Origin of the sequence: Mesorhizobium sp. M0848, assembly GCF_040319805.1 — a bacterium.
Classification (GTDB): Bacteria; Pseudomonadota; Alphaproteobacteria; order Rhizobiales; family Rhizobiaceae; genus Mesorhizobium.
In genome coordinates this window covers 296,278-321,341 of record NZ_JAMYOM010000002.1, presented here as the reverse complement: position 1 = coordinate 321,341, position 25,064 = coordinate 296,278, and the positions used below count along the sequence as shown (strand labels likewise).

The 25,064-nt window shown below is 63.3% G+C and carries 27 protein-coding genes; 13 read left to right on the top strand and 14 right to left on the bottom strand.

Going from position 1 to position 25,064, the window contains the following annotated elements:
* Window positions 1-201: 201 nt before the first annotated feature.
* The 3 genes from NKH95_RS03425 to NKH95_RS03415 all read left to right on the top strand — a co-directional run bounded on the left by NKH95_RS03425 (window position 202) and on the right by NKH95_RS03415 (window position 1,934).
* Complete coding sequence (locus NKH95_RS03425; protein WP_013532811.1) at window positions 202-420, top strand: hypothetical protein; 219 nt, start codon at window positions 202-204, stop codon at window positions 418-420.
* 41 nt (window positions 421-461) lie between these two features.
* Complete coding sequence (locus tag NKH95_RS03420; RefSeq protein WP_352628619.1) at window positions 462-653, top strand: type II toxin -antitoxin system TacA 1-like antitoxin; 192 nt, start codon at window positions 462-464, stop codon at window positions 651-653.
* 171 nt (window positions 654-824) lie between these two features.
* Window positions 825-1,934, top strand: coding sequence for a glycoside hydrolase family 25 protein (locus NKH95_RS03415; RefSeq protein ID WP_352628760.1), 1,110 nt, complete (start codon window positions 825-827; stop codon window positions 1,932-1,934).
* Between the two features lie 14 nt (window positions 1,935-1,948).
* Here the strand turns inward: NKH95_RS03415 and purD are convergent, their stop codons facing one another.
* On the bottom strand, window positions 1,949-3,226 hold the full coding sequence (gene purD / locus NKH95_RS03410) for a phosphoribosylamine--glycine ligase (protein WP_352891083.1): 1,278 nt from the start codon (window positions 3,224-3,226) through the stop codon (window positions 1,949-1,951).
* Between the two features lie 281 nt (window positions 3,227-3,507).
* Entirely contained in the window at window positions 3,508-4,323 is an 816-nt protein-coding gene (locus NKH95_RS03405; protein WP_352891082.1) for a phytanoyl-CoA dioxygenase family protein, read from the bottom strand.
* An 89-nt stretch (window positions 4,324-4,412) separates the two neighbouring features.
* Here NKH95_RS03405 and NKH95_RS03400 point away from each other — a divergent pair, with 89 nt between their 5' ends.
* Complete coding sequence (locus tag NKH95_RS03400; RefSeq protein ID WP_352891081.1) at window positions 4,413-5,324, top strand: LysR family transcriptional regulator; 912 nt, start codon at window positions 4,413-4,415, stop codon at window positions 5,322-5,324.
* Window positions 5,325-5,392: 68 nt separating this feature from the next.
* Complete coding sequence (ubiA, locus tag NKH95_RS03395; protein ID WP_023808647.1) at window positions 5,393-6,376, top strand: 4-hydroxybenzoate octaprenyltransferase; 984 nt, start codon at window positions 5,393-5,395, stop codon at window positions 6,374-6,376.
* 36 nt (window positions 6,377-6,412) lie between these two features.
* Here ubiA and NKH95_RS03390 read toward each other — a convergent pair whose 3' ends face one another.
* The 3 genes from NKH95_RS03390 to NKH95_RS03380 all read right to left on the bottom strand — a co-directional run bounded on the left by NKH95_RS03390 (window position 6,413) and on the right by NKH95_RS03380 (window position 9,579).
* A complete protein-coding gene (locus NKH95_RS03390; protein ID WP_023808648.1) occupies window positions 6,413-6,979 on the bottom strand; it encodes a DUF6101 family protein in 567 nt (188 codons plus the stop codon).
* Window positions 6,980-7,165: 186 nt separating this feature from the next.
* Window positions 7,166-8,596: an FAD-binding oxidoreductase gene (locus tag NKH95_RS03385; RefSeq protein ID WP_352891080.1), complete on the bottom strand. Its 1,431-nt coding sequence runs from the start codon at window positions 8,594-8,596 to the stop codon at window positions 7,166-7,168.
* A gap of 23 nt (window positions 8,597-8,619) precedes the next feature.
* Window positions 8,620-9,579: an L-threonylcarbamoyladenylate synthase gene (locus tag NKH95_RS03380; protein WP_352891079.1), complete on the bottom strand. Its 960-nt coding sequence runs from the start codon at window positions 9,577-9,579 to the stop codon at window positions 8,620-8,622.
* Between the two features lie 192 nt (window positions 9,580-9,771).
* Here NKH95_RS03380 and NKH95_RS03375 point away from each other — a divergent pair, with 192 nt between their 5' ends.
* The gene (locus tag NKH95_RS03375; RefSeq protein ID WP_352891078.1) at window positions 9,772-10,254 is read left to right on the top strand and encodes a hypothetical protein; all 483 of its coding nucleotides are present in this window, start codon (window positions 9,772-9,774) and stop codon (window positions 10,252-10,254) included.
* A 179-nt stretch (window positions 10,255-10,433) separates the two neighbouring features.
* Window positions 10,434-10,823 carry a hypothetical protein gene (locus tag NKH95_RS03370; protein WP_023808652.1) on the top strand — a complete coding sequence of 130 codons (390 nt, stop codon included), beginning with the start codon at window positions 10,434-10,436 and terminating at the stop codon, window positions 10,821-10,823.
* 107 nt (window positions 10,824-10,930) lie between these two features.
* On the opposite strand, the gene NKH95_RS03365 is transcribed toward NKH95_RS03370, so the two are convergent.
* Both NKH95_RS03365 and glyS read right to left on the bottom strand, forming a co-directional pair.
* Window positions 10,931-11,230, bottom strand: coding sequence for an ATPase (locus tag NKH95_RS03365; RefSeq protein WP_352891077.1), 300 nt, complete (start codon window positions 11,228-11,230; stop codon window positions 10,931-10,933).
* 109 nt (window positions 11,231-11,339) lie between these two features.
* Window positions 11,340-13,715 carry a glycine--tRNA ligase subunit beta gene (glyS, locus tag NKH95_RS03360; RefSeq protein ID WP_352891076.1) on the bottom strand — a complete coding sequence of 792 codons (2,376 nt, stop codon included), beginning with the start codon at window positions 13,713-13,715 and terminating at the stop codon, window positions 11,340-11,342.
* Between the two features lie 195 nt (window positions 13,716-13,910).
* Here glyS and NKH95_RS03355 point away from each other — a divergent pair, with 195 nt between their 5' ends.
* Window positions 13,911-14,087, top strand: a complete 177-nt coding sequence (locus NKH95_RS03355; protein ID WP_164781615.1) for a hypothetical protein — start codon at window positions 13,911-13,913, stop codon at window positions 14,085-14,087.
* Window positions 14,088-14,090: 3 nt separating this feature from the next.
* On the opposite strand, the gene NKH95_RS03350 is transcribed toward NKH95_RS03355, so the two are convergent.
* Window positions 14,091-15,011, bottom strand: coding sequence for a glycine--tRNA ligase subunit alpha (locus tag NKH95_RS03350; protein WP_206637984.1), 921 nt, complete (start codon window positions 15,009-15,011; stop codon window positions 14,091-14,093).
* Window positions 15,012-15,229: 218 nt separating this feature from the next.
* Here NKH95_RS03350 and NKH95_RS03345 point away from each other — a divergent pair, with 218 nt between their 5' ends.
* The gene (locus NKH95_RS03345; protein WP_023808656.1) at window positions 15,230-15,691 is read left to right on the top strand and encodes a GNAT family N-acetyltransferase; all 462 of its coding nucleotides are present in this window, start codon (window positions 15,230-15,232) and stop codon (window positions 15,689-15,691) included.
* 78 nt (window positions 15,692-15,769) lie between these two features.
* On the opposite strand, the gene NKH95_RS03340 is transcribed toward NKH95_RS03345, so the two are convergent.
* The 5 genes from NKH95_RS03340 to NKH95_RS03320 form a co-directional block, all read right to left on the bottom strand.
* Window positions 15,770-17,545 carry a tetratricopeptide repeat protein gene (locus tag NKH95_RS03340; protein ID WP_023808657.1) on the bottom strand — a complete coding sequence of 592 codons (1,776 nt, stop codon included), beginning with the start codon at window positions 17,543-17,545 and terminating at the stop codon, window positions 15,770-15,772.
* Window positions 17,546-17,802: 257 nt separating this feature from the next.
* The gene (locus tag NKH95_RS03335; RefSeq protein WP_352891075.1) at window positions 17,803-18,246 is read right to left on the bottom strand and encodes a DUF1284 domain-containing protein; all 444 of its coding nucleotides are present in this window, start codon (window positions 18,244-18,246) and stop codon (window positions 17,803-17,805) included.
* Window positions 18,243-18,836, bottom strand: coding sequence for a biotin transporter BioY (locus NKH95_RS03330; protein WP_352761236.1), 594 nt, complete (start codon window positions 18,834-18,836; stop codon window positions 18,243-18,245). Before NKH95_RS03330 ends, NKH95_RS03335 begins: the two co-directional genes overlap by 4 nt.
* Before the next feature lie 107 nt (window positions 18,837-18,943).
* Window positions 18,944-19,612 carry a GntR family transcriptional regulator gene (locus NKH95_RS03325; RefSeq protein ID WP_352891074.1) on the bottom strand — a complete coding sequence of 223 codons (669 nt, stop codon included), beginning with the start codon at window positions 19,610-19,612 and terminating at the stop codon, window positions 18,944-18,946.
* 77 nt (window positions 19,613-19,689) lie between these two features.
* On the bottom strand, window positions 19,690-20,292 hold the full coding sequence (locus tag NKH95_RS03320; RefSeq protein WP_352891073.1) for a TetR/AcrR family transcriptional regulator: 603 nt from the start codon (window positions 20,290-20,292) through the stop codon (window positions 19,690-19,692).
* A 100-nt stretch (window positions 20,293-20,392) separates the two neighbouring features.
* Here NKH95_RS03320 and NKH95_RS03315 point away from each other — a divergent pair, with 100 nt between their 5' ends.
* Complete coding sequence (locus NKH95_RS03315) at window positions 20,393-21,829, top strand: MFS transporter (protein ID WP_352891072.1); 1,437 nt, start codon at window positions 20,393-20,395, stop codon at window positions 21,827-21,829.
* A gap of 21 nt (window positions 21,830-21,850) precedes the next feature.
* Here NKH95_RS03315 and NKH95_RS03310 read toward each other — a convergent pair whose 3' ends face one another.
* Entirely contained in the window at window positions 21,851-22,867 is a 1,017-nt protein-coding gene (locus NKH95_RS03310) for a polyprenyl synthetase family protein (protein WP_023808663.1), read from the bottom strand.
* Between the two features lie 221 nt (window positions 22,868-23,088).
* Here NKH95_RS03310 and NKH95_RS03305 point away from each other — a divergent pair, with 221 nt between their 5' ends.
* From NKH95_RS03305 to NKH95_RS03295, 3 genes are all read left to right on the top strand, one after another.
* Window positions 23,089-23,313 (top strand): putative signal transducing protein, encoded by a 225-nt coding sequence (locus tag NKH95_RS03305; protein ID WP_063167652.1) that lies wholly within the window; start codon window positions 23,089-23,091, stop codon window positions 23,311-23,313.
* Window positions 23,313-24,113, top strand: a complete 801-nt coding sequence (locus NKH95_RS03300; protein ID WP_352772275.1) for a tRNA1(Val) (adenine(37)-N6)-methyltransferase — start codon at window positions 23,313-23,315, stop codon at window positions 24,111-24,113. Before NKH95_RS03305 ends, NKH95_RS03300 begins: the two co-directional genes overlap by 1 nt.
* A gap of 79 nt (window positions 24,114-24,192) precedes the next feature.
* Window positions 24,193-25,056 carry a S49 family peptidase gene (locus tag NKH95_RS03295; RefSeq protein WP_352891071.1) on the top strand — a complete coding sequence of 288 codons (864 nt, stop codon included), beginning with the start codon at window positions 24,193-24,195 and terminating at the stop codon, window positions 25,054-25,056.
* Window positions 25,057-25,064 lie beyond the last annotated feature (8 nt).

The following is a 25,064-nucleotide window of genomic DNA, read 5'->3' as shown; positions in this document are numbered from 1 at the left end:
TCACTCCTCCTGATGCATCGGCCCGCCCAACCCTAGAGCCGGTGCCGCTGCAAAACCATCCGCCGTATCAGCGCCCCCATGTTCTTTTTACGTAAACGTCAAATTTTGTCACGCGGATTTTGCAATCGGGGCGGCGCGTATTAAGTTCAAGCCATGCCGGATCGACCGGCGCGAGATCAGAACCAGCAACCGGAACCGCCCATGCTTGCCAGACCCGACGCTTACCGCTGCATCGAATGCGGCCTGCCCTATCGAGCGGAGGGGTTCTGCTACCATGGGGGCAGACTGGACCACGGTGCCGCCTACTGGTCGGATCGCGGCATATTGTGCTCGCCGCAATGTTCGCTCGCCCACCACCGCAAACGCGCCGCCGAAGGCACGCTGCGGCAAGAGCCGGCGCCGGACCCGTTTGAATTCTAGCCATTCAGCCGGCGCTGAACGCTCGACCAAAGGTGATCATAATGCCAAACGAACAGACCGGTATTGCCCACACCGAAGCAGCGCAGCCCTCCATTGACGAGGCTGCCGCCATCCGCCTTTCAATCGAGGACCAGATCGCCTTGGTGGCAGCGATTGTGAACCCGCCGGAGCCGAATGAAGCGCTACGCAAAGCCGCGAATGCTTACAAACGGCTTGTCGTTGAATCCCGGTAAATCTCACCCTGATCGTCGATCCACCAAAGGCCACCTCAGCCGTGTCTCCCGCCGAAGCAAATCCTTAACCATGGCGGTTCAGGATTTGCCTTTGATCAACGGGGATTCCCTGTTTTGAAAAGTACGGTGCGCCTTCTTCGCCGCACAGCGCTCCTCGCTCTTGCGGCGACGATGGCGCTTTCGACGGCGGCAACGGCCTCGGATTTTTCCGAGCCGTGGAAGAACGCCGACCGCGCTCTGGTCGTCGATGCCTACGAATACAATTCCATCGACTGGGCCCAGCTCGCCACCGACAAGCGGGTCGTCGGCTTCATCAACAAAGCCTCCGACGGCATGCCGCCGGCCTATTTCTGCTTGGGCAACGACATCGAGGTGAAGCTTTGCAAGGCGCTGTGGAAACGTCATGCGGTGACGCGCGAACTGTTCCAGACGCGCAGGGTGGTGGCCAAGGCACTCGGCCTGAAATGGGGCGCCTATCACCTTGCCCGCCCCGGCAATCCGGTCGAGCAGGCCAACAATTTCCTCGATTTCGCCGAGCCTGCGCCGGACGATCTCATGGCTCTCGACATCGAGGGCAATGATCCCTCGCAATGGATGTCGCTCGACGACGCCGAGGAGTTCGTACGCCAGGTGCATCGCCGCATCGGCCGTTTCCCGGTGCTGTACACCAACGGCAAGACCGCCCAGTACATTGCCGACAACAGCTACCGATACCGGCTCCTGTCGCGGCTGCCGCTCTGGTATGCGCGCTACACCAACGACATCGACGTGCATTTCCCGATGGGCAACTGGCAAGGCTACGCACTTTGGCAGTTTTCGGCGCAAGCCAATTGCGGCCGTTTCCGCTGCCCTTACAGGGTTGCCGGCACGCCTAACGACATAGACGTCAATGTCGCGCCGACAGACGCCGCCACGCTGCGCGCGCAATGGCCGTTCGGTGGGCTTATCGACGTGCCGCCGGACTATCTCGCCTCGATACCGCTACCGGTCTCACGCGAGGCCGGCCTCGCCGGCAATGTCACCATCACCTATGCGTCTGTGGCCGCGCCGCCGACTTTCGAGGACATGGTTGCAGCGTTGGGCACACGCTGGTCCCGTTTCCGCGACGGCTTCCGCATGCCAGTCGTGAAGACGGTGCCGCGACGACCAGGCTTCGGCATTGTCCAATATGTCGCCTGGAAGCGGACGGAACGGCGTTCACCCGCACAACTCGACGCTGCCTTTGCCGTGTCCGATCCACTCAGCACCGCTTCCACCGAACTCGATCGCGGCCAGCGGTGAGCCAACGCGGAACTTCAGGTTCCCTGTTCGCGCGCCACGGCCTGCCAGCCGATATCGCGGCGGCAGAACCCGTCCGGCCAATCGATGCGGTCGAGGGCAGCATAGGCTCGTTTCTGTGCCTCGCCGACCGTGGCGCCTGATGCCGTCACGTTGAGGACGCGGCCGCCATTGGCAACCAGCGCGCCGCCATTGATGGCGGTACCGGCGTGGAAGATCTGGACGCCGTCGCTCGCCGCGTCTTCGACGCCGCGGATGACCGAGCCTTTTTCCGGCGTGCCGGGATAGCCTCTCGCCGCCATCACCACGGTGAGTGCCGCCTCGTCGCGCCAGCGCACCGAAGTATGCGCAAGCTGGCCGTCGGTCGCCGCGTTGAGCAGCACCAGCAGATCGTCCTTCAGCCGCATCATCAGCACCTGGCATTCCGGGTCGCCGAAACGGGTGTTGTATTCGATCAGCCTCGGTCCCTTGTCGGTGATCATCAGCCCGGCAAACAGCACGCCGGAGAACGGCGCGCCAAGTTCGGCCATGCCGCGCATGGTCGGCTCGATGATCTCGCGCATGGTGCGTTCGACCAGTTCCGGCGTCATCACCGGGGCCGGCGAATAGGCGCCCATGCCGCCTGTGTTGGGGCCAGTGTCGCCATCGCCGACGCGTTTGTGATCCTGCGCGGTGCCGAAGGGCAGCGCGGTGTTACCGTCGCAGAGACAGAAGAAGCTCGCCTCCTCGCCGGTCATGAATTCCTCGACCACAACTTCCGCGCCGGCGGCGCCGAAGGAACCATCGAAGCAGGCATCGAGTGCTGCCTGTGCTTCACTGAGCGTCATGGCGACGGTGACGCCCTTGCCGGCAGCGAGCCCGTCGGCCTTGATGACGATCGGCGCTCCGGTCTTTTCGACATAGGCCTTGGCCGAGGCCAGATCACTGAAACGGCCATAGGCGGCGGTCGGGATGTCGTAGCGGGCACAGAGGTCCTTGGTGAACCCCTTCGAGCCTTCCAGCTGTGCGGCAGCCTTGGAGGGACCGAAGACGCGGATATTTTCGGCGCGCAGATCGTCGGCAATGCCGGCGACCAGCGGCCCCTCCGGACCGACCACCACGAGGTCGATTTTTTTCTCCCGGCAGAACGCGGCCACGGCGGCGTGGTCGGCTAAATCCAGCTTCACCAGCTCAGCCTCGCTGCCGATGCCCGGGTTGCCGGGAGCCGCATAGAGCTTCGTCAGCAGCGGTGATGCGGCAATCTTCCAGGCGAGCGCATGTTCGCGGCCGCCGGAGCCCAGAAGAAGAACGTTCATGGCCACCTCTTGATGCCGAAATTCTGCTCTGGCGGCCATCTGATGGCGTTTTCTGCGCTTCCGTTGCTCACGGACCAAATGTCCGCTCCGCTACGGTTCTCGAAACCACCACCATATGACTCGCCAGCGCGAATTTCGAAACAGTCTCTTGGAGCACCCGCTATTGCTCTCCGGGCGACGGGTCAAGGCATCAGGGTGTTTTGATCGGAATTGCGCACGGGAACGTTACCCCAGCCAGAATATGGGCCTCGAATACCGGCGCTCATATTCTGGCTGCCGCCTCAGCCCTGGTAGACCACCGGAAACCAATCCTCGCGCAATCTCTGTCCCGGCTGCATGCCATGGCCATGATAGGGCGGCGAGGTGCGGCCCGGCCGCTCGACATAGCGCGCATCGTCACCGACCCAGCGCAGCGACAGCGCCCGGCGCCGCGCCGCGGTCATATTGCCACGGGCGCCGTGCGCGGTCCTGAAGTCGAACAGGATGGCGTCGCCCGGCTCCATTTCCCATTCGAGCACCTTCATCGACGGATCCTGGTCGGGATCGGGCACCGGCAGATAGTCGCCCTCGCCGGCATAAAAGTTGCTGTCGTCGAGCCAGCGCACGGGCAGGATCATCTTGTCCCATTTGTGCGAGCCGGCGATCAGGCGCAGCGTCGCTTCCTTCACCGGGTCGATGGGAATCCAGAAGCTCACCGTCTGCCGGCCATCGACGAAATAGTAGGGGATGTCCTGATGCCAGGGCGTCGGCTTCTGCGTGCCGGGTTCCTTGACCAGCACATGATCGTGGAAGAACTGTGCGGTGCGCGACTGCATCACCGCCGCCGCCAGTTCGGCGGCGGGTGAGTCCCGCACCAAGCTGACGAATTCGGGGATGCGCTCCCAGTTGCAGTAGTCATCGAAGAAACTGCCGCGGCCGTTGGCGATGTCGGATGCGGTGGCGCTGCGGTTCTGCATGTTGCGTTCGATGCCGGCGGCAATCGTGTCGACCCAGCCCTTGAAGGCGCCGCGGATGCAGACAGCGCCGTCACGCTGATAGGCGGCAATCGTGGACGCGCCGATCATGGTGACGTCGATGGTGGCAGTCTGGGAAGCCATGGCGTTTTCCTCTTGGAATGAAGCCACTATCGCAACATCTATTCATTCGGTAAAATAATAACTTTCGATCTGACATATAGAGTGCCTCTATGAGTGTGACCCTCACGCAGCTGCGCTACCTGGTTGCCGTGGCGCGTCACGGTAGCGTCACCGGCGCGGCAAAGATGCTGAACGTCTCTCAGCCGTCTATTTCGGTGGCGATCGACGCGGTCGAAAAGAATTTCGGCCAGAAGCTGTTCGTCCGCCAGCGCGGAAGCGGCGTGTCGCCGACATCGTTCGGCCGCGCCGTCGTGGCCAAGGCAAGGCAGGTTCTCACCGAAACGGACGAACTCGTCGGCCTGGGTTCAAGCAAATCGGCTGTCAGCGGTGAGTTGGTGCTGGGATGCTTCGAGGATCTGGCGCCTTTCTTCGCGCCGGCTTTGATCCGCGCCTTCTCCGAACGCTATCCGGCCGTCAAAATCGTCGTTCGCGACGAGACGTTCGAGACCCTGGGACGACGGCTGGGTGATGCGGCCATCGATCTCGGCCTGACTTATGATCTCAGCCTGCCGACGCATTTCGCCCGCATCCTGCTGCGCGAACTTCGCCCGCACGCGCTGTTGCCGGCAGGCCATGCCCTGGCGGACCGGCCAATGGTCAGTCTTGCCGATCTGGCCGCCTATCCGCTGATCACGACGGACCAGCCGCACAGCTGGCAGCACATGCTCGACCTGTTCCGCAGCCGCGGCCTTTCGCCGGTGGCCGATACGACGACAAGCTCGTTCGAACTGCAGCGGAGCATGGTCGCCAACGGATTCGGAGTCGCGGTCAGCTACACCCGCCCGCACGGCGACCGCAGCTATGACGGCCTGCCGCTCATCTGCAAGCCGCTGTCCGATCCGCTGCCCATGCAGCGGATCCTGCTCACCTATGACACGCATCAGCGTGTGTCGAATGCAGCGCTGGCCTTCGTCGAGGTGGCCAGGGACTGGTTCGCCACCCGCGACATCTTTGCCTCGTGAAAGGCTGACGTGCACCACTCTCCCGCTTGCCGCTTGACGGTTTCTGCCGCTGCTGCCACTCCATGGACATGGAAAATATCCAGTCGAAAGCGGCCCAGGGCCGTGTCGCCGATGCGCCGAACGGCCATTGGGTCTACCGCGTGCTGCCGCGCTCGATATGGCCCTATGCGCAGCTTGCCCGATGGGACAGGCCGATAGGCTGGCAGCTGCTGCTGTGGCCGTGCTGGTGGTCGGCGGCCTTGGCGGCAAGCGCCTATCCGCGTCCCGGCGACCCGCTGCTCTCACTGCTGCCGGCACCAGTGTATCTCGTGCTTTTCCTGGTCGGGGCCATCGCCATGCGTGGCGCCGGCTGCACCTACAACGACCTCGTCGACGAGGACATCGACAGCCAGGTGGAGCGCACGCGCTCGCGACCGCTGCCGTCGGGCAAGGCGACCCGCCGGCGGGCATGGCTGTTTCTCGTCCTGCAGGCTCTGGTCGGCCTCGTCGTGCTCATCCAGTTCAACAGCTTCGCCGTCCTGCTCGGCATCTGCTCACTGGCGGTCATCGCCATCTATCCATTCATGAAGCGGATAACCAACTGGCCGCAACTGGTGCTTGGCCTTGCCTTTTCCTGGGGCGCGCTGATGGGATGGGCGGTCGAGTTCGGCGATCTCGATGGGCCTGCCATCATGCTTTATATCGGCTCGATCCTGTGGGTGATCGGCTACGACACGATCTACGCGCATCAGGACAAGGAAGATGACGCCATCGTCGGCGTGCGCTCGACGGCACGCTTGTTCGGCGACAACACCAAGTCGTGGCTGGCAGGGCTTTATGGTGGCGCGCTGATCTGTTTTGCGATCGCCTTCGCGTCGGCGCAGGCGCCGGTGGTGGCGCTGGCCGGGCTGATTGCCGCCGGCGCCCATATGGCGCGGCAGATCGCGGTTCTGGATATCGACAATCCGGACCAATGCCTGCGACTGTTCAGGTCGAACAACCAGGTCGGCTGGCTGATCTTCCTCGGCCTGATCGGCGGCGCTGTGTGGGTGGCGCTGAAGCCGCTGGTTTAGCGGCTTCCCGTTTCAGCATTCCCAGCGGGATCATGCTCAGTCGCGCGAAATAATCTCCTGGCCGTCGATGACCAGCCTGAGACCGAGGGCGCCTGCTCTGCGGCGAGCGAGGAAACGCGGGCGGCGCGTGTTCGAAATCCGCCCCTTGCGCCTATCCTGCGGCGGCAGCGTCTTGATGGCGGCGCCGAGCGATTCTTCCAGGGTGCGGGCGACGCCGTCCGATTCGATCAGCAGCATCGGCAGACGGTAAGCGTCGGCCCAGGCGCGCCAGTCGGCTGCGACATCGTCGAGATCGTCGGCCACCAGCAGCGGCACCGACAGCATCGGGTCGTTGTGCAGGAGTTCCAGGGTCACCGTGACATTGCCGTCCGGGTCTTCCATGGCGCGGGCGGCAACGCCGCGGAACGCATTGGCGGGCAGAACGATGATCGCGGGCAGGCCGCTCATCTCGAGCAAGCGGCGGATCACGGCGCCGCGCTGGTCGATGGTGAAGGTTACATCGCCGTAGTCGTCGCGAGTCGCGTAGCTCACCACTTGCGGCAGGCGGAATGGGTCGAGACGCATGTTGCGTCCCGCCCAGACTGGCTTCAGTCCGGTGTTCATAGAGTGGCCTTCCTGTCTGTCTCCTGAGAGCCGGTGTCCGGTTCTCTCCGGGCCGGTTTTTCCAGCCTCGTTTGTATGGAGACAGTAGCGCGGGCTCCTTACCGCCCCGCTTAAGAAAGTCGGTTAAATTTTGCTGATCTCAGGGATGGTTATCGGAATCCCACCAGCCACAAGATGTCGAAAGGATCAGATAACCTTACCCGGATTCATGATGCCGGCCGGGTCGAAAGCGGCCTTAACCCTTCGCATCAGATCGATCGCCATCGGCGGCGCGGTGGCGATCAGTTCGTCGCGTTTCAACTGGCCGATGCCGTGCTCGGCCGAGATCGAACCGTGCAGGCTGCGCACCACATCGTGCACCGCCTTGTTCATGGGATGATAGAGAGCGAGGAACGCCTTATCGTCGCCGTCGACGGGCCGCGAAATGTTGTAGTGGAGATTGCCGTCGCCCATATGGCCGAAGCAGACCACGCGGGCACCTGCACTTACCGACGCCACGGCGCCGGCAGCCTCCGCGATGAAACGCGGGATCGAGGCAATAGGCACCGAAATGTCGTGCTTGATCGAGGCGCCCTCCGGTTTCTGCGCCTCGGGCAGCAGCTCGCGGAAATTCCAGAAGGCATCGCCCTGCGCGAGACTCGCGGCAATGACGGCGTCGCCGACGAATTCCTGTTCGAGGCCGGCCGAGAGCACATCCTCGATCAACGCTCTCGAATCCTCCGACGAACGGCCTGATGAAATCTGCATCAGCACGTACCACGGCCAGTCCTCGATCAGCGGCCGCACCACGCCCTGGGCATGCGCCAGCGTGAAATCATATGGCCGCCTGCCGATCAGTTCGAAAGCGGTGAGTGCTGCCCCGGCACGATCCATGGCCAGGCTGAACAGCGAAAGTGCTGCCTCTGGCGACGACAGGCCGGCGAAGGCGACTTCGCGCCCCTTCGGCTTCGGGAACAGTTTGAGCACGGCGGCGGTGATGACGCCGAGCGTGCCTTCGGCACCGACGAACAGGTTTTTCAGATCGTAGCCGGTGTTGTCCTTCTTCAGCTTGCGCAGGTCGTCGAACACCTCGCCGGTCGGCAGCACCACCTCGACACCGAGACAGAGTTCGCGCGCATTGCCATAGGCAAGCACGCCGGTGCCGCCGGCATTGGAGGAAAGATTGCCGCCGATCTGGCAGGAGCCTTGCGCGGCCAGCGACAGTGGGAACAGCCGGTCGGCGGCGTCGGCCGCCTCCTGCAGCGTCTGCAGGATGACACCGGCCTCGACCGTCACCGTGTTGGACAAGACATCGATTTCACGAATGCGGTCCAGCCGCGACAGCGACAGGACGATTTCGCGCCCGGATCTGTCCGGCACCTGGGCACCGACCAACCCGGTGTTGCCGCTTTGCGGCACGATCGGCGTTCCCGTCTCCGTCGCCAGCCGCATGACCCGGCTGACTTCGTCGACGCTGCCCGGCCGCAGCACCAGCGATGTCGCGCCGTGCCAGAGCCCGCGCCGTTCAACCAGGTAAGGCGCGATATCCTGCTCTTCACGCAGCGCATATTTGTCGCCGACGATCGCCGCGAAGCGATTGATGAGAGCGGGATCGAGTTTGTCTGAATTTTCGGTCATGGGGAAAACTATGTCGTGGGCTGTTAGATGTCACGAGGGGCGGCGGCACGCGAGAGGCGATCGTTGATCGCCTCGCCCAGGCCGTCGAAGGGAACCGGCTCGACGGCGATGGTCCGCGCGCCGCTGCGGTCAAGCTCCTGCATATAGGCGAACAGATTGCTCGCCGCTTCGCGCAGGTCCCCGGTTTCGGACAAATTGAGGAAGGCTTCGGCGCGGCGCCAGCCTTGCGCCCTCTGGCTGCCGAAGCCGAGCAAAGCCTCGCCCTCGCCGACCGTGCCGGCATGGAGCCGCATCGCAGCACCTGGCGCATAGTGCGAGGCAAGCATGCCCGGCGCCTCGATACCGGCGGTGCCGCCGCGCAACAGCTCCATGCCGATAGCCGCCTCAATCTCCTCGGCGGCGATGCCGCCGGGCCTCAGCAGCCGCAATCTGTTTCCTTCGGCCTTGATGATGGTCGATTCCAGCCCGATCGGGGTCGCGCCTCCATCGACGACCAGCTTGATCCGCGCGCCGAGATCGGCCGCCACCGCTTGCGCGGTCGTCGCGCTGATCCTGCCGGATGAATTGGCGCTGGGCGCGGCAAGCGGGCGGCCGAGCCTGGCGATCAGGTCGCCGCCAAAGCCCCTCGGCATGCGCAAGGCAATCGTATCGAGCCCGGCGGTGACCAGCGGATGGATGCCGTTGCCGGGCCGTTGCGGCAGCACCAGCGTCAGCGGACCTGGCCAGAATGCCAGCGCCAGTTTCCTGGACAGCGGATCGAACATCGCGAGGCGCTCTGCCATCGCCATGTCTGCGACATGGGCAATCAGCGGGTTGAAGCGTGGCCGGCCCTTGGCCTCGAAGATGCGCGCCACGCCGATGCCGTTGGTGGCGTCGCCGGCCAGCCCGTAGACGGTTTCCGTCGGGATGGCGACGACATCGCCCTCCCTGAGCAGCGCCAGCGCCCGCTCCAGCGCCTCGCCCGAGCCAAGTATTTCAGCCACTCTCGTCACCTCACAGATGCGGGGTGCGTAGTACGATGGCGGCCGTTGGGCAAGTCGGCTGTTGGGTAACCGATTGTTGGCGAGCAGGAGCATTGGCGATTTATCAATCCCTAAAATGCTATGTTTCCACGAAAGCCGGCATCAATTCCGGCCTGCTATCGAACAGCTTCTGGGCAAAGGGGAGCGATATCAGTGTCTGCGCGTATCTTGCTGGGTATCATTCTTGCTGCTGCGGCCGGCGAAGCCCAGGCGTCATCCCTGGTTTTTCCAGGCACGCCATCCTCCACACCATCGATCGTCAGGATCGGCGCCCCCAACCAGCCTGGAACCGCCGATGCAGTCAATGCCGGCGATGCGCGGTCGGTGGTGGCAAAAGGGGAAGCGCAGCCCGACGTCACCGATGAAAAGGTGGCGGCGATCCCGGACAAGCCCGCGACCGGGCACGGCTTCCAGCCGGGCCCGATGGTCATTCGTGGCGGCGTTACCGGTCCCGACTTCCCGGCACCGGCGCCAACCGCTGCACCAGCGACAGGTACTGCGCCGGCCGCTGGCACGGCGCCGGCAACGGCCACCGCCTCCGCAGCCCCTTCGGGGACCGAGAACCAACCCACCCCGCCGAGTCCCCCGGCGCCGGCTGCAGGTCAGCGCATGCCTCCCAACGGCTACACCAAATAGTCCCGGCTTGAAGACAGGCTGACATCGATGGCGTGACTTGACGGCGGTCTGGCGACCGGCGCACCATTGCCAAGCAAACCCCGTTTCGGTTTATGTCAGCCGCAGGACGCCATCGCCTGTATTTCGCCAGGCGGTTTTGGCAGACGGGATTTCATCACTAGGGGGTAAAGGGGGGGACCATGAGAAAAGCTGGAATCGTAACCGGGGCTGGCCTTCTGCTGGCGTCACTGCTTGGCGTCGTCGCAGCTCACGCCGACGACATGCTGGGATCCTATGTCGCGCGCATTTCCGATCGCGACCATCAGGCGAGTGACGGCTATGCGCTGGACAATGCCGCGCAGATGGTGCGGCAGGACCGCGCCAACTGGCACAAATTCCACCGCCGTGACAGCGACGACGAGGGTGATGGCTGGTTCAGGACCAACGGCCAGCGCGCCGACCTGCAACGCATGCTGGAACGCGGCGGCGCGATGAGTTCCTCGACCAAGCGCGCCATCGTCAATGGCGAACCGCTGATCCAGGTCGATGTCTACGAAAACAGCGTGCGCGTCAGCATTCTCGAGAACTGACCGGGCCGTCGCCCGGGGCGGCTGACAGTCGGCTTCGGGGACGACTGACAGGAAAAGGCGGCGCCTCAGCACCGCCTTGCCATCGATGGAACCGGCGGCTGAAAAAATCAGGCTTTTTCCTTGTCATCGTCTTCTTCGGACTCGTCGCCTTCAGCCTTCACGCTATCCTCGGCGTCGTCTTCGTCTTCGTCCTCGTCGTCTTCATCTTCGTCGTCATCCGAGAGCGTGGCAGTTTCGGTGGACTCTTCGCTATCTTCATCGTCGCCGTCTTCGTCGTCATCAGACAGGTCAGCGGCTTCGACCGCTGCGGCGGCGGCATGATCGAGGATGGTTTCGGAAGCGGATTCAAGCGCCTCGGCGGAAGCCGGGGTTTCTTCTGTCACTTCGATGTCGTGATCGGAATTCATAGAAGCCTCCGTGGGGTTGGGGAACATGTCCCTTTTGCCACGGAGAGATCATCGCCATATGACTGTAAGCCGGCTCGAACGGCCGGCGGCAAAGAATATTTTCTTCGCCTTAACCTGCGATCTTCGAGAAATCCGCGACCTGGCCGGTGGCCGCGCGGATGCGGGCGAGCAGCGCCAGGCGGTTGGCACGCACCGCCTGATCCTCATCGTTTACAAGAACATGCTCAAAGAATGAATCAACCGGTTCGCGCAACACGCTAAGCGCCAGCAAGGCGGCGGAAAAGTCATCGTTTTGAATCGCTTCGCCGGCTTGCTTCTCAGCCTGATTCACCGCCGCAAACAGCGATTTCTCGGCATCCTCGCGCAAGAGTGCCGACTCAACGGTTTCGGCGACCACCGTTTTCTTCTTCTCCTCGGCGGCCAGAATGTTGGCCGCACGCTTGGTGCCGGCGAGCAGGTTCTTGCCATCCTCGGTGTCGAGGAAGGAGCCCAGCGCCTCGACCCGGCGCACGATCTGCAGCAGGTCGTCATTGGACGATTGGCCAATCTCCCCCCTTGTGGGGGAGATGCCCGGCAGGGCAGAGGGGGGTACTTGGCGCTGAGAGGACGGCGGGACAGCGCCCCCCTCTGTCGGCTTCGCCGACATCTCCCCCTCTAGGGGGGAGATCGGGCGCGAACCTGTCGCCAGCACCGCATCGATCAGGTCGTGCCGAGCGCCTTGATCGCGGAGGTAGACCTTTAGGCGATCGTGGAAGAAGGCCAGGAGGTCGCGATCCCCAGACTTTCCGTCGCCGGCGTGCGCCCGTGCACTCACATAGTCGCCACCCAACTTGACCTGCTCTTCAGCGTGCCGGCGGTCGATCTGGTCTTCAATGATTCTTCGATGTTCAGCTACGATCGAAAGAAGGCTTACCGGCGTCTCGTTATCCAGCACCAGCCTCACCACCCCAAGAGCAGCTCTGCGCAGTGCGTAGGGATCCTTCGACCCGGTCGGCTTTTCATCGATCGCCCAAAAGCCGACCAGCGTATCGAGCTTGTCGGCGAGCGCGACAGCGACCGACACTGGATCGCTCGGTACGCGATCGGACGGGCCCTGCGGCTTGTAGTGTTCCTCCGCTGCAGCGGCGACCGATGCATGCTCGCCCTGAAGCAGCGCATATTTGCGACCCATAGCGCCTTGCAGTTCTGGGAACTCGCCAACGACTTCGGTGGTGAGATCGGCCTTGGCCAAGACGGCAGCGCGCCGCGCCAGTGCCGGATCGGCGCCGATGATCGGCGCCAGTTCCTCGGCAAGCCGCGCAATCCGCTCCACCCGTTCGCCTTGCGTGCCGAGCTTGGCGTGGAAAGTCACGCCGAGATGGTCGAGGCGGGCCATGCGCTGGTCGAGCGGCTTCTTGAGATCAAGCCCGAATTTTTCCGCCGATGCCTCGAGCTCACGCAGGTCAGGCAAGTCGCCCTGGTCGGTCGTCCAGAAATAGAGCGCATCGGACAGGCGGGCGCGCACCACCTTGCCATTGCCGTGGGCGATCTCCTTGCCGCCATCCCTCGCTTCGATATTGGCGGTGAGGATGAAGCGATTGGAAAGCGCGTCGTCGAAACCCTGCGGCCGCGTCACAAAGCATTTCTGGTTGGCGCGAATGGTCAGCCGGATCACTTCGGCTGGAATGGCGAGGAATGCCTCCTCGAACTCGCCCATCAGCACGACCGGCCATTCGACCAGCCCGGACACTTCCTCCAGCAGCCCTTCGTCCTCAACCAGATCAAGCCCGTTGGCGAAGGCGAGATTGCGGGCATCGGCAAGGATGATCTCCTTGCGCCGGTCGGCATCGAGCACGACCTTGGCCGCTTCCAGCTTGGAGACATAGTCGTCGAAGCGGCGCACCGTAATGGCATCAGGCGCATGGAAGCGGTGGCCATAGGTGATGTTGCCGGAGCGGATGCCGTCGATCTCGAAATCGACCACGACAGGCTCCTCTGTTTCCGGGCCGAAGGTGCACAGGATCGATTGCAGCGGCCGTACCCAGCGCAGTGAACCGGGCTTGGCCGAGGCCGGCCCCCAGCGCATCGATTTCGGCCACGGAAAATTGCGGATGATGCCCGGCACCAGTTCGGCGATGATCTCCTCCGCCGCCCTGCCCGGCTTCGAAATGTGGGCGACATAAAAATCGCCTTTCTTCGGATCGGAATGGACATGCGCCTCGGCGATCGAGGAAAGTCCGGCCTTGCGCAGGAAACCCTGGACCGCCTGTTCAGACGCCGATGTCGAAGGCCCCTTGATCTCTTCGCTTATATCCTTCGAGCGTGCGGTGAGACCCCTGATATCGAGCGTCAGCCGGCGTGGCGTCCAGTACTCGCGCGCCGCCTCATAGGTCAGTCCCGCCTCGACCAAACCGTCGGTCAGCATCTTCCTGAGATCACCCGCCGCCTTGCGCTGCATGCGCGCAGGGATTTCCTCGGAGCGAAGTTCTAGAAGCAGGTCAGGCATCGGGGTCAGCTCATGCGGGAGAGTGGTCCGGGCGGGGCATAGCAACTCGGCTGGCTGCTGTCACCCTTTACACAAATTTTGACCGCCCTGTCGGGACGAGACCACGCCACCCGTCCTTGGATCAAAGATTTCCATGAACCGGACGCAGCGCTGAAGCGACCCACGCTCAGGCAGGGAACATTTGGCTCAACGATCATGAAAACGGCATCCAGACTTCTGCAGATCCTCGCACTCGGCGCCTGCTTCACGGCGCAGGCTCACGGCGCCTTCTCGATGCCGGGCGTGCGGCAGGCATTGCGCACCATCGACGGTGCCGGCGGTCAGGCCGTACCGCCGATCAACGTTTCCCTCGAGATGATGAAGCGGGCCTGAAGCTCAGGCCGCCAAGCCACCCGCCTGCGTCTTCAAAAATGCCTCACCGCAAGCCTTGGCCAGATTGCGCACCCGCAGGATGTAGCTCTGCCGCTCAGTGACCGAAATCACGCCGCGTGCGTCGAGCAGGTTGAAGACATGGCTGGCCTTGATGCACTGGTCGTAGGCCGGGAAAACCATGCGGTGCATCGGCAGATTGTCGTTCGATGCCGGCGCGCCGGCGTCGAGCAGCGCCTTGCACTCGGCCTCGGCGTCCTCGAAGTGGCGCAGAAGCATCGCCGTGTCGGCGTATTCGAAATTGTGGCGCGAATATTCCTGCTCGGCCTGCAGGAAGACATCGCCATAGGTGACCTTGTCGGCGCCTTCGCGGCCGTTGAAATTGAGGTCGTAGACATTGTCGACGCCCTGCACATACATGGCCAGCCGCTCCAGCCCGTAGGTGAGTTCGCCGGCCACAGGCGCGCATTCGATGCCGCAGACCTGCTGGAAATAGGTGAACTGCGAGACTTCCATGCCGTCGCACCAGCATTCCCAGCCGAGACCCCAGGCGCCCAGCGTCGGGCTTTCCCAATCATCCTCGACGAAGCGGATGTCGTGCAGCAGCGGATCGACGCCGATCGCCGCCAGCGAGCCGAGATAGAGCTCCTGCAAATTGGGCGGGTTCGGCTTCAGGATCACCTGGTACTGGTAATAATGCTGCAGCCGGTTCGGGTTCTCGCCATAGCGGCCATCCTTGGGACGACGCGAGGGTTGGACATAGGCAGCGTTCCAGCGTTTTGGGCCGAGCGCGCGCAGCGTCGTTGCCGGATGAAAGGTGCCGGCGCCGACTTCCATGTCATAGGGTTGCAGGATGACGCAGCCATAGGCCGCCCAGTAGTTGTGCAAGGTCAGGATCAGCCCCTGGAACGAGCGGCTGGGATGCATATGGGCGGGGATTTCAATTGTCACGGGTGGCCTCGACAGCACAGGCTAGCTTGCCGGCACGTCCTAGAGACACGGCATCGAAGCGTCAAGCAAGGCACGCCGATGCGGTCGCGCCGACATTATGGACAATGTTGAAAGCTTTGCAGGGGCTGGCCCATTGCCCATCTCTCGGGCCTGCGCTCTGTTCGCCTGTGCAGCAACGACAACAGGTTTCAGCCATGCCCAGCCCGATCGTCATCCGCCCTGTCGCGCGACAGGATTTCGAGCAATGGCTGCCGCTGTGGGATGGCTACAATGCATTTTATGGCCGCTCGGGCGAAACGGCCCTGCCGGGTGAGATTACCCAGATGACATGGTCTCGTTTCTTCGATGCCTATGAGCCGGTCCACGCGCTGGTGGCCGAAGGCGAGGGACAGCTTCTCGGCCTCGTGCACTATCTCTTCCATCGCAGCACCACGGCGATCGCACCGAATTGCTATCTGCAGGACCTTTTCACCACGCAGGCATCGCGTGGCAAAGGCATCGGACGGGCGCTGATCGAGGGCGTCTACGAGCGCGCCCAGGCGGCCGGCTCGGGCCGCGTGTACTGGCTGACGCATGAGACCAATCACACGGCGATGAAGCTTTACGACAAGGTCGCCGAACACTCCGGCTTCGTCGTCTATCGCAAGCTCTTCTGAGACAGCCAGCCTAATACGGTTCAAACGAAAACGGGACTCCGAAAGAGCCCCGCTTGCGTTGAATTCAAATGGCTGACTTCATCCCTTCGGGGCGGGCACCGGCTCCGGCTTGACCTTCGGGGTCTCCTGCGCCGTGTTGGATTCGATCGGCGGCAGGCCCTTCATCAGCTTCTGCTGCAAGTTGGCCAGCACATCGGGATCCGGCTTCAGGTCGCGAGCCTGGTTCCACTGGAAGGTGGCTTCCAGCTTGCGGCCGACGCGCCAGTAGGCGTCGCCGAGGTGATCGTTGAGAACCGGATCTTCCGGCTTCAGCGACACGGCGCGTTCCATTTCGCGCACCGCGTCATCGAACCTGCCGAGGCGGAAATAGGCCCAACCCAGCGAATCGACGATGTAACCGTCGCTCGGCCTGAGGTCGACGGCCTTTTGAATCATCGCCAGGCCTTCCTTGAGGTTCATGTTCATGTCGACCCAGGAATAGCCGAGATAGTTCAGCACTTGCGGCTGGTCGGGGAACAGTTCCAGCGCCTTGCGGAAGTTCGGCTCGGCCTTGGGCCATTCCTTCAGGCGCTCATAAGCGATGCCGCGCTGGTAGAAGATGTTCCAGTTGGCCGCGGTCGGCGCCTTCAGCACCTCGACGGCCTTATCGTAGAGAGTGGCGGCCGAACGGAAATCGTCCTTCGAGGAATAGACGCCACCGAGCGCCAGATAGGCGCGCATGTCATTGGGATGGGCGTCGACCAAGGCTTTCAGATGGGTGATCGCTTCTTCGTGACGGTCGAGATCGGCAAGATTGAGGCCGAGTTGCAGGTCCGAAAGCTCCTTCAGCGGCGAAGCGGCGGGAATCCGGCGATAGAGCGCGATGGCACCTTCGCCGTCCTTCAATTGCTCGGACACGGCGGCGAGTTGCACAAGGGCAGCGTCGCTATCTGGCTTCAAAGCAAGCGCATATTGCAGATAGAGGCGGACGAAGGGCTCGCCGCCACCACGGTTGAGCGCGGTGGCGAGGTCGAGCAGGATTTCGGAGGCGCCATCGGATGGACCGGCAACCAGCGGCGCAATCTTGTCGCCTTTTGCAATTCGGTCGCGCAAGGCGACGATTTCCAGCTTGCCCGGCGAAAACGCCTCGGCCTGGTCGAGCACCGACAGCGCCTTGGTCTTGTCGCCCTTGCGGACCAGGAACGAGGCGTAGGCCTGGGCATTGCGCATCCAGGTTTCGGGAGCGGCACCGCCGGCGGCGGTATCCTGCATGGTCGCGGCATAGATCGCCTCGGCCTTTTCGGGCATGCCGGATGCATCAGCGATCAGGGCGCGGTGGAACGACTTGAACAGGCCGAACCAATCCGGCCCCTGCAGCTTGTCGATGGACGCCATCGCATCGGCAGGCTCGCCGGCGCCTTGCTGCGCCCAGCCGGACATCACCCCGGAGATCAACCGGTCGAGATCGGATTCCAGCGACAGCTTGAGCCAGTACTGCGCCTTGGTGAAATCCTTCTTGTGGAAGGAATCGACGGCGAGCGCCAAGCGCGAGAAACGCTCGACGTCAGGCACTTCCTTGAGCTTGTCGGCATAGACCAGGGACTCGTCGAAGCGCCCTTGCGCGATCAGCGACAGCATCAGGCTCTGCTGCAGGCCGGTGTCGCTCGGGTCAAAGGCCAATGCTTGCTTGTAGTAGGCGATGGCGCTGTCGAGGTCGTTATCGCCTTCGGCGATCCGGGCTGCCAGATAGGCGCCCGAAAATGACGTGATCTTGACCGGTTCGCTGGTCTGCTTGGCATAGGCCGGCAAAGCCGAGATCGTCATGCCTGTCACAATTGCCAGCCTTGTCAGCCAGCGCGCACATCCTTGCCGCATCGTATCCCTTTCAGCCAGGCGCCATCTCCGCATCAGCGGGATCGGCGTAGACTCGATCTTTCCAGGCAAAGCATGGCCTTTTTGGGGTCGCGCTTCAATCCGCCTCGAATTCACAATCCGGGCACCCGATTAACAAACCATGGCGACAGGGGGCAGTTTTCCGATTTTGAATTTCGGCCATGGCCCTGCGCAGCGCCGAATATATCACAGCTTCGACCCTTGAGCTCGGCTTCGACCGCTAAGGCTCGGGGCCAATATCAGCCCTCGGCTGGCGAGGCGGACCGCTGCACCAGCGCGTCGCTATATCCACCGGCCGCTATCGTGCTGCACAGTTCGTTCCATTCGCAGCCGCCGCAGGCCTTGCGTACAAGGCCAGCCGAAAACGCCTGCCGCATCCGGGCTAAGGTCCCCGTGTCGAGATCGAGGTGGGTGCCGACACGGATTGGCCGCGCCAGCAATTCCTCTACATCCAGCGCGGCGAGCCGGTCCCGCTCGACGACACTCTCGTTGAGACAATGCGGTTCCGGTTCGTCGAGCAAGGGAGCGCAGACATCGTCGGGGCCGGAAACGAGGAGAATCTCCTCGCCCCGGCTCAGGCGCTCCGCGACGCGATCATAATTGGCGATGAAGGCGGGGCCGTATCCCTTGCCCACATAGGTGAGCAGGCAAAGGAGGTGATGGGCGCGCAGCCTGATCGTCACGGATTGGCCGGCTTCGCCTTGCCGCCGGGAAGGGCCATGAGGGTCGCGGCACCCAGCGCTGACTTGAGCAAGCCGCCAACGATGAACGGCAGGAGGCCGAAGGTAACGGCCTGTTCGGCTCCAATCATGACGGCAAGCCATGCTGTGCCCAGCACAAGGCAGGCAAGGTTGCCAAGCAGCATGGCGACGAAGGCAAGCATCACCCTTTTGCCGTTCCAGCCGCGTTCGGCCAGCCAGCCGACCAGTGCGCCGACAAGCGGGAAGGCGAAGAGATAGCCACCCGTCGGCCCGACGAAATGCGCCGCACCCGCTGCCCCTCCGGACAGAACCGGAAAGCCGACCGCACCCTCGACCAGCCAGGCGGCGATGGTGAGCGCGCCAAGCCGCCAGCCATAGAGGGCGCCGATCAGGGTCACCGCAAAGGTCTGCATGTTTACCGGGACCGGCACCATCGGCACCTCGATATAGGACGCCAGCGCCAGGAACAGCGTGCCAAGCACGACGGCTCCAACCTGCCAGGCAAGAGAACGATCCTGGAGCCGGAGCGGACTGAACGACGGCTTGCCGGGTGAGAATGCGACGTCTGTCATTGGGATTCCTTCGATCGATTGCAAATTATAGATAATTTCTGTTTTCGATCTATTATCGAATCCACACTTCCCCGGGGATTGCAAGCCCTGGCTTTGGCGGAGGCCGTCTAACCCACGATGGCAAAAGCTTCGCGCGTCGTCCCGGAGGCCGTCCTGACCGGCTTGCGGCCAATCCATTGGACGTGCCGCCCCAGTGTGACGGCCGCGGATTCGGTGTTTCCCTGCCGCAAGGCGGAGAGGATCGCGCGATGGTCCTGATCGGTGCGCGTCTCCCACTCCGACCGCCATGCCGCGAACAGGAAACGGGCGCTTGCCGCGTGCAGGTCGTCGATGGTCGCGAGCAGGCGCGGCATGCCGCATGGCGACAGGATCAAGCGGTGGAAGGCGCGGTTGGCCTCTTCCCACGACCTGACATCGCGGGACTTGTCGCCGGCCTTGGTCGCCTCCTCGGCGAGATCGAGAATGGCCGATGTCAGGTGCGGCGCGGCGTGGCGCAGCGCCAACACTTCGAGTGCCGCCCGCATTTCGGCGACTTCCTTGACCTCTCCCAGATCGAAAGACGCCACGCGCACGCCACGACGCGGTTCACTGATGGCCAGGCCTTGCGCCTCGAGGCGGCGGAAGGCCTCGCGCACGGGAACATGACTGGTTTGGAATTCCTCGGCGATATGGTCCTGCCGAAGCCTGGCCCCCGGCTCGATTGCGCCCGAGATGATGCGGTCCGCCAGCACCTTGCTGATGCGCACCGCGATGGTGTCGTCCGTGCCCTTTGCCATGTTTTATAGATAATTTGCGGCGGGGCGGCTTGTCGAGACGATCACACGCAAAATCGCGAATGCTCCCCCGGAGAGACTCAAGGCTGCAAGACGAAACCGTCGAGCGCCGGCATCGCCACGGTGATCAGGTCATGCAGCCGCTTCTTCGCCACCCCGTCGCGCGCCTGCACAGAGAGGCCAAACAACAGTGTGGTGTAGTAGTCGCCAAGCACTTCGGGATCGGTGTCCGGCTTGAGGTCGCCATCGCGAATGCCCTTTTTCAAGCGCTCCACAATCAACGCATTGCGCGCCAGTCGGCGCTCGGCCAGCCAATGCAGCACGCCGTCATTTTCAGTAGCGCAGTTGGTGGCGGCCGAGACAACCATGCAGCCCTTCGGCAGATCCGGCCTTGTGTAGATATCGATCGCATCGCGCAGCAACCGCTCGACAAACCGCCTTGCGGTCGGCTCCTCGGCAAGCGCGCTGGTGGCGAAGCTTCCTTCGCTGGTCTCGTAGAGAACAACGGCTTCGCGAAACAGATCCTCCTTCGAGCCAAAGGCGGCATAGATGCGCGCCGATGCCAGACCAAGCATGGACACGAGGTCGGCCATCGAGGTGCCCTCGTAGCCGCGCATCCAGAAGGCATCGCGCGCTTTCTGCAGAGCCTGGGCTCTGTCGAACTCCCTTGGCCGTCCCGCCATCGCCGTCTCCATTTCTTTATCGATCAACAAATAATCCGCTTGACTCAGGATTGCAAATTCAATTCTTTGTCGATCGATCAAGAATCAAAAGGAGATTTGCATGAGCACACTCGATCAAGGGGTGCCGTTCGGCGCCACCGCGACACAGGGAGGAACGGGCGCGAAGCGCGGCGCCACGCTGGCATTGCTCGCCTTCGCCCAACTTATCATCGCTCTCGACATCAACATCGTCTTCGTGGCGCTGCCCGAAATCGGGGCTGGGCTGGGCTTTTCCGGCCAGACCTTGCAATGGGTGGTGAGCGCCTACACCGTGTTTACCGGCGGCTTTCTATTGTTCGGCGGCCGCGCCGCCGATCTCATCGGCCAGCGCCGCATTTTCATCTTCGCGCTCTGGCTCTATGCGCTGTCATCCCTGCTCGGCGGTCTCGCCTGGTCGCCCGGGATCATCATCGCAGCGCGTGCCGTCCAAGGCATCGGCGCCGCCTTCCTGTTTCCGGCGACATTGTCGCTGGTCAATCGCCTGTTCGCCGAAGGGCCGGAACGCAACCGGGCGCTGGCGGTGTGGGGCGGCGCCGGCGCGAGCGGGCTCACCCTTGGCTCGTTGGCCGGTGGATTCCTGACAGGCGCCTTCGGCTGGTCGTCGGTCTTCTACGTCAATGTGCTGCTGGCTGGCTTCGCCATCATCGCCGCCTTTGCCATCATTCCACGCGACCCCAAGCGGCACCAGCGCCGCAACTTCGATCTGCCTGGCGCGCTGACCGTCACTGCGGGCGCCACATTGCTGGTCTTTACGCTGGTCCAGGGACCTGAATATGGCTGGGGTTCGCCAGCGATCGTCGCCAGCGCCGCGCTGGCAGCGATCTTAATCATCGCCTTCGCGCTGATTGAGGCGAAGAGCGCAGACCCGCTGATGCCGCTGCGGCTGTTCCGCAATCGCAGCCTCGTCGCCGGCATGACGATCACCTTCCTGTTCATGGGAACGTTCGGGGCCCTGCCCTATTTCCTCACCGTCTTGTTGCAGACCGTGCATGGCTTTACCGCGCTGGAAACCGGCCTCGCCTTCCTGGTGCCGTCGATCGCCATCGCCGCCGGCACGCAGCTCGGTGAACGCCTGGCAACGCGCTTTTCAACCCGCTCGACCCTGGTCGGCGGCATGGTCATAGGGGCGGCCGGCACGGCGCTGATGGTCCTTGGAGCATCAGCCAACAGCTTCTATCTGGCTCTCGTTCCAGGGCTGATCATCTCCGGTGTCGGACAGGGCATCGTCTGGACCGCCATGTGGATCGCGGCCGCGTCGGGCGTGGCTCACGACGAACAGGGCGTCGCCTCGGGGATGGCCTGCACGACGCTCAACATCGGCAACGCGATCGGCATGGCGACGTTGATCGCGATCGCCAACAGCCATGTCGGCGGATTGAGCGGCGATGCACTGAAGGCCGCGATAGCCGACGGCATACAGATCGCCTTCTGGCTGGCGGCGGCGGGCATCGTTGTCAGCCTGCTTGCCGCAATCGCTTTGCCGGGAAAGGCGAAGTAGCCGGCAACCGGGTGACGCCGCTCAGTTCACCCGGCTGATGCAGAAATCGATGACGTCGATCAGCGCCGATTTCTGCGGCGTCGCTTCCAGCGGCGCCAGCGCGTCGCGGGCGATCTCGCCGAAATGGCGGGCGCGTCCGATCGTGTCGGCAATGGCGCCATGGCGAGTCATCAGGCCGATCGCCTTTTCCAGACCGGCGTCATCGGTGACATTGTCCTCGATGGCACGCTTCCAGAAAGTGCGCTCGGCCTTCGTGCCCCGCCGATAGGCGAGAATGACCGGCAAGGTCACCTTGCCTTCGCGGAAATCGTCGCCGACATTCTTGCCGAGATCCTTGCTGGTGCCGCCATAGTCCAGCGCGTCATCGATCAGCTGGAAGGCAAGGCCGAGATTCATGCCGTAGGAGCGCAGCGCCGCACGATCGTTGCGGGTCGCCTGGGCAATGACGGGGCCGACCTCGGCAGCAGCCGAAAACAGTGCGGCGGTCTTGGCCTTGATGACGGCGAAATGCTCGTCCTCGGTGGTTTCGAGGTTCTTGGCGGCGGCAAGCTGCATAACCTCGCCCTCGGCGATGATGGAGGCAGCACTCGACAGGATATCGAGCGCTTCGAGCGAGCCGACATCGACCATCATGCGGAAAGCCTGGCCGAGCAGGAAGTCGCCGACCAGCACGCTTGCCTGGTTGCCCCAGATCATGCGGGCGGTCTTCTTGCCGCGCCGCATGCCGCTCTCGTCGACGACATCGTCGTGGAGAAGCGTCGCCGTGTGCATGAATTCGACGGAGGTGGCGAGCTTGACGTGGCCCTCGCCGGCATAGCCGAACATCTGCGCGGCGGCCAGCGTCAGCATCGGCCGCAGCCGTTTGCCGCCGGACGAGATCAAATGGTTGGCGACCTCCGGGATCATCTCGACGTCGGAGCCGGCCTTGGACAGGATCAATTCATTGACGCGCCCCATATCCGCCACTGTCAGATCGATCAGATCCTTGATGGAGGCGGGCTCCCGCTTCCCGTTTTCGATGTTGAGAACGACACCCACAACAATCACTCCCGTCTTGGTATAGAGCGTGCGACGGCACCCTTAGTCCCTGCATGGACTCTAGGGCGGCGGACATGGCCACGGCAAGTGGCGAATTGGCGCGGCGTCGATGACGGAATGTCAACGACCCGAGAGGGAACGGGGACCCGAGAGGGAACGGGGCTCTGCCTCGGAATCCCCTGCCCGTTTACATCAATAGCGCAAACTGCGAGTTTCATACGATGATAGAACTTGTCCGCACCAACGATGCCGTGATCATCTCCTTTGTTGAATCGCTGATGCGCGACGCCGGCATCGCCTGCTTTGTCGCCGATCAGAATATGAGCATTCTAGAAGGGTCGATCGGCCTTTTGCAGAAACGCGTCATGGTCGATGCCGACCAGGCCGACGCGGCACGGCGCATCCTCAGGGATGCCGGCATCGCCAACGAAATCCGCGGAAAATAATGTCCGCCGCGCCCGCCGCCCTTGTCCCGGACACGCCGGCCCATACGGTCGACGCTTTCCATCGCGGCCGATTCTGGCTCGTGCAGCCCAAACATGGCGGTCATCGCGCCGGCATGGATGCGATGATGCTGGCGGCCTCCGTGCCATCGACCTTTAGCGGGCGCCTGGCCGATTTCGGCGCCGGAGCCGGAGCTGCCGGACTGGCGGTGCTGTCACGCTGCCCGGCGGCAGAGGCGGTGCTTGTCGAACGCGCGCCGGAAATGGCGGCCTTCGCGGCGGCGACGCTTGCCCATCCCGGCAATGCCCATCTCAGCGATCGCGCATCCGTGCTGGTCGCCGATGTCACCGTATCGGGCCGGGCGCGGGCGGCCGCCGGCCTCGCCGACAACGACTTCGACTTCGTCATCATGAACCCTCCCTTCAACGCTCCCCGGGACCGCGCCTCCCCCGATCGCCTCAGAAAAGAGGCCCATGTCATGGAGGACGGGGTGTTCGAGAGCTGGATCCGCAGTGCGGCGGCGGTGGTCAGGCCGCGCGGCGGGCTCGCCGTAATCGCCCGGCCCGAACAGCTCGGCGCCATTCTCGATGCAATCGCCGGCCGCTTCGGCGATGCCGAGATGCTCGCCGTCCACCCTCGTCCCGATGCGGCGGCGATCCGCATCGTCGTGCGGGCAGCGCTCGGGACACGGGGAAAGCTTGCCATCCGCCCGCCCCTGATGCTGCACGCGCAATCAGGCAACGGCCCCGACGAGCGCAGCGAAATGATCACCAACGGCCTCGCCTCGCTGTTCGGAGATTGAGCTATTCTGCCCGGCCACATTGCCGTTGGCCGGGAAATCCCTACATGCCTGCAACCTATCGACCGGAGACCGCGCCCTCGTGAAACGACTCATCAACCGCCTGTTGCCGAAATCCTGGCGCTCCACCGTCGTCACCATTCCGGTCATCCGGCTGCACGGCACCATCATGGCAGGCGGTGGCCAGTTTCGGCCGAGCCTGTCGCTGGCCTCCACCGCCGGCCTCATCGAGAAGGCGTTTTCCTACGACGCGCCGGCGGTCGCCATCTCGATCAATTCGCCCGGCGGCTCGCCGGTGCAGTCGCGGCTGATCTTCAAGCGCATCCGTGACCTGGCCACGGAAAAGGACAAAAAGGTGCTGGTCTTCGTCGAGGACGTCGCGGCGTCGGGCGGCTACATGATCGCGGTCGCCGGCGACGAGATCTTCGCCGACCCGTCGTCCATCGTCGGGTCGATCGGTGTGGTCTCGGCTTCGTTTGGCTTCCCGGAACTGATGAAGAAGATCGGCATCGAGCGACGTGTCCACACAGCTGGCCAGAACAAGGCGGTGCTCGATCCGTTCAAGCCCGAGAAGAAGGAAGACGTTGAACGCCTGAAAGCGCTGCAGCTCGAGGTGCACGGCACCTTCATCGACCTCGTCAAGGAGCGGCGCGGCACGAAACTGAAGGACGATCCGGACCTGTTCACCGGCCTGTTCTGGACCGGCATCAAGGGCCTCGAACTCGGGCTGGTCGATGCGCTCGGCGACATGCGCACTGTGCTCAAGACCCGTTTCGGGGCGAAAACCCAGCTCAGGCTGATCACGACACCGCGCGGTTTTCTTAGCCGCTTCGGCCTGTTCGGCTCAAGCAAGGGCTTTTCAGAGCCCGATATCGTAGCCGCTGCCGCCAGCGGCGTGATCGATGCGGCGGAAGAGCGCGCATTGTGGTCTCGCTTCGGGCTTTGAAAACTCGG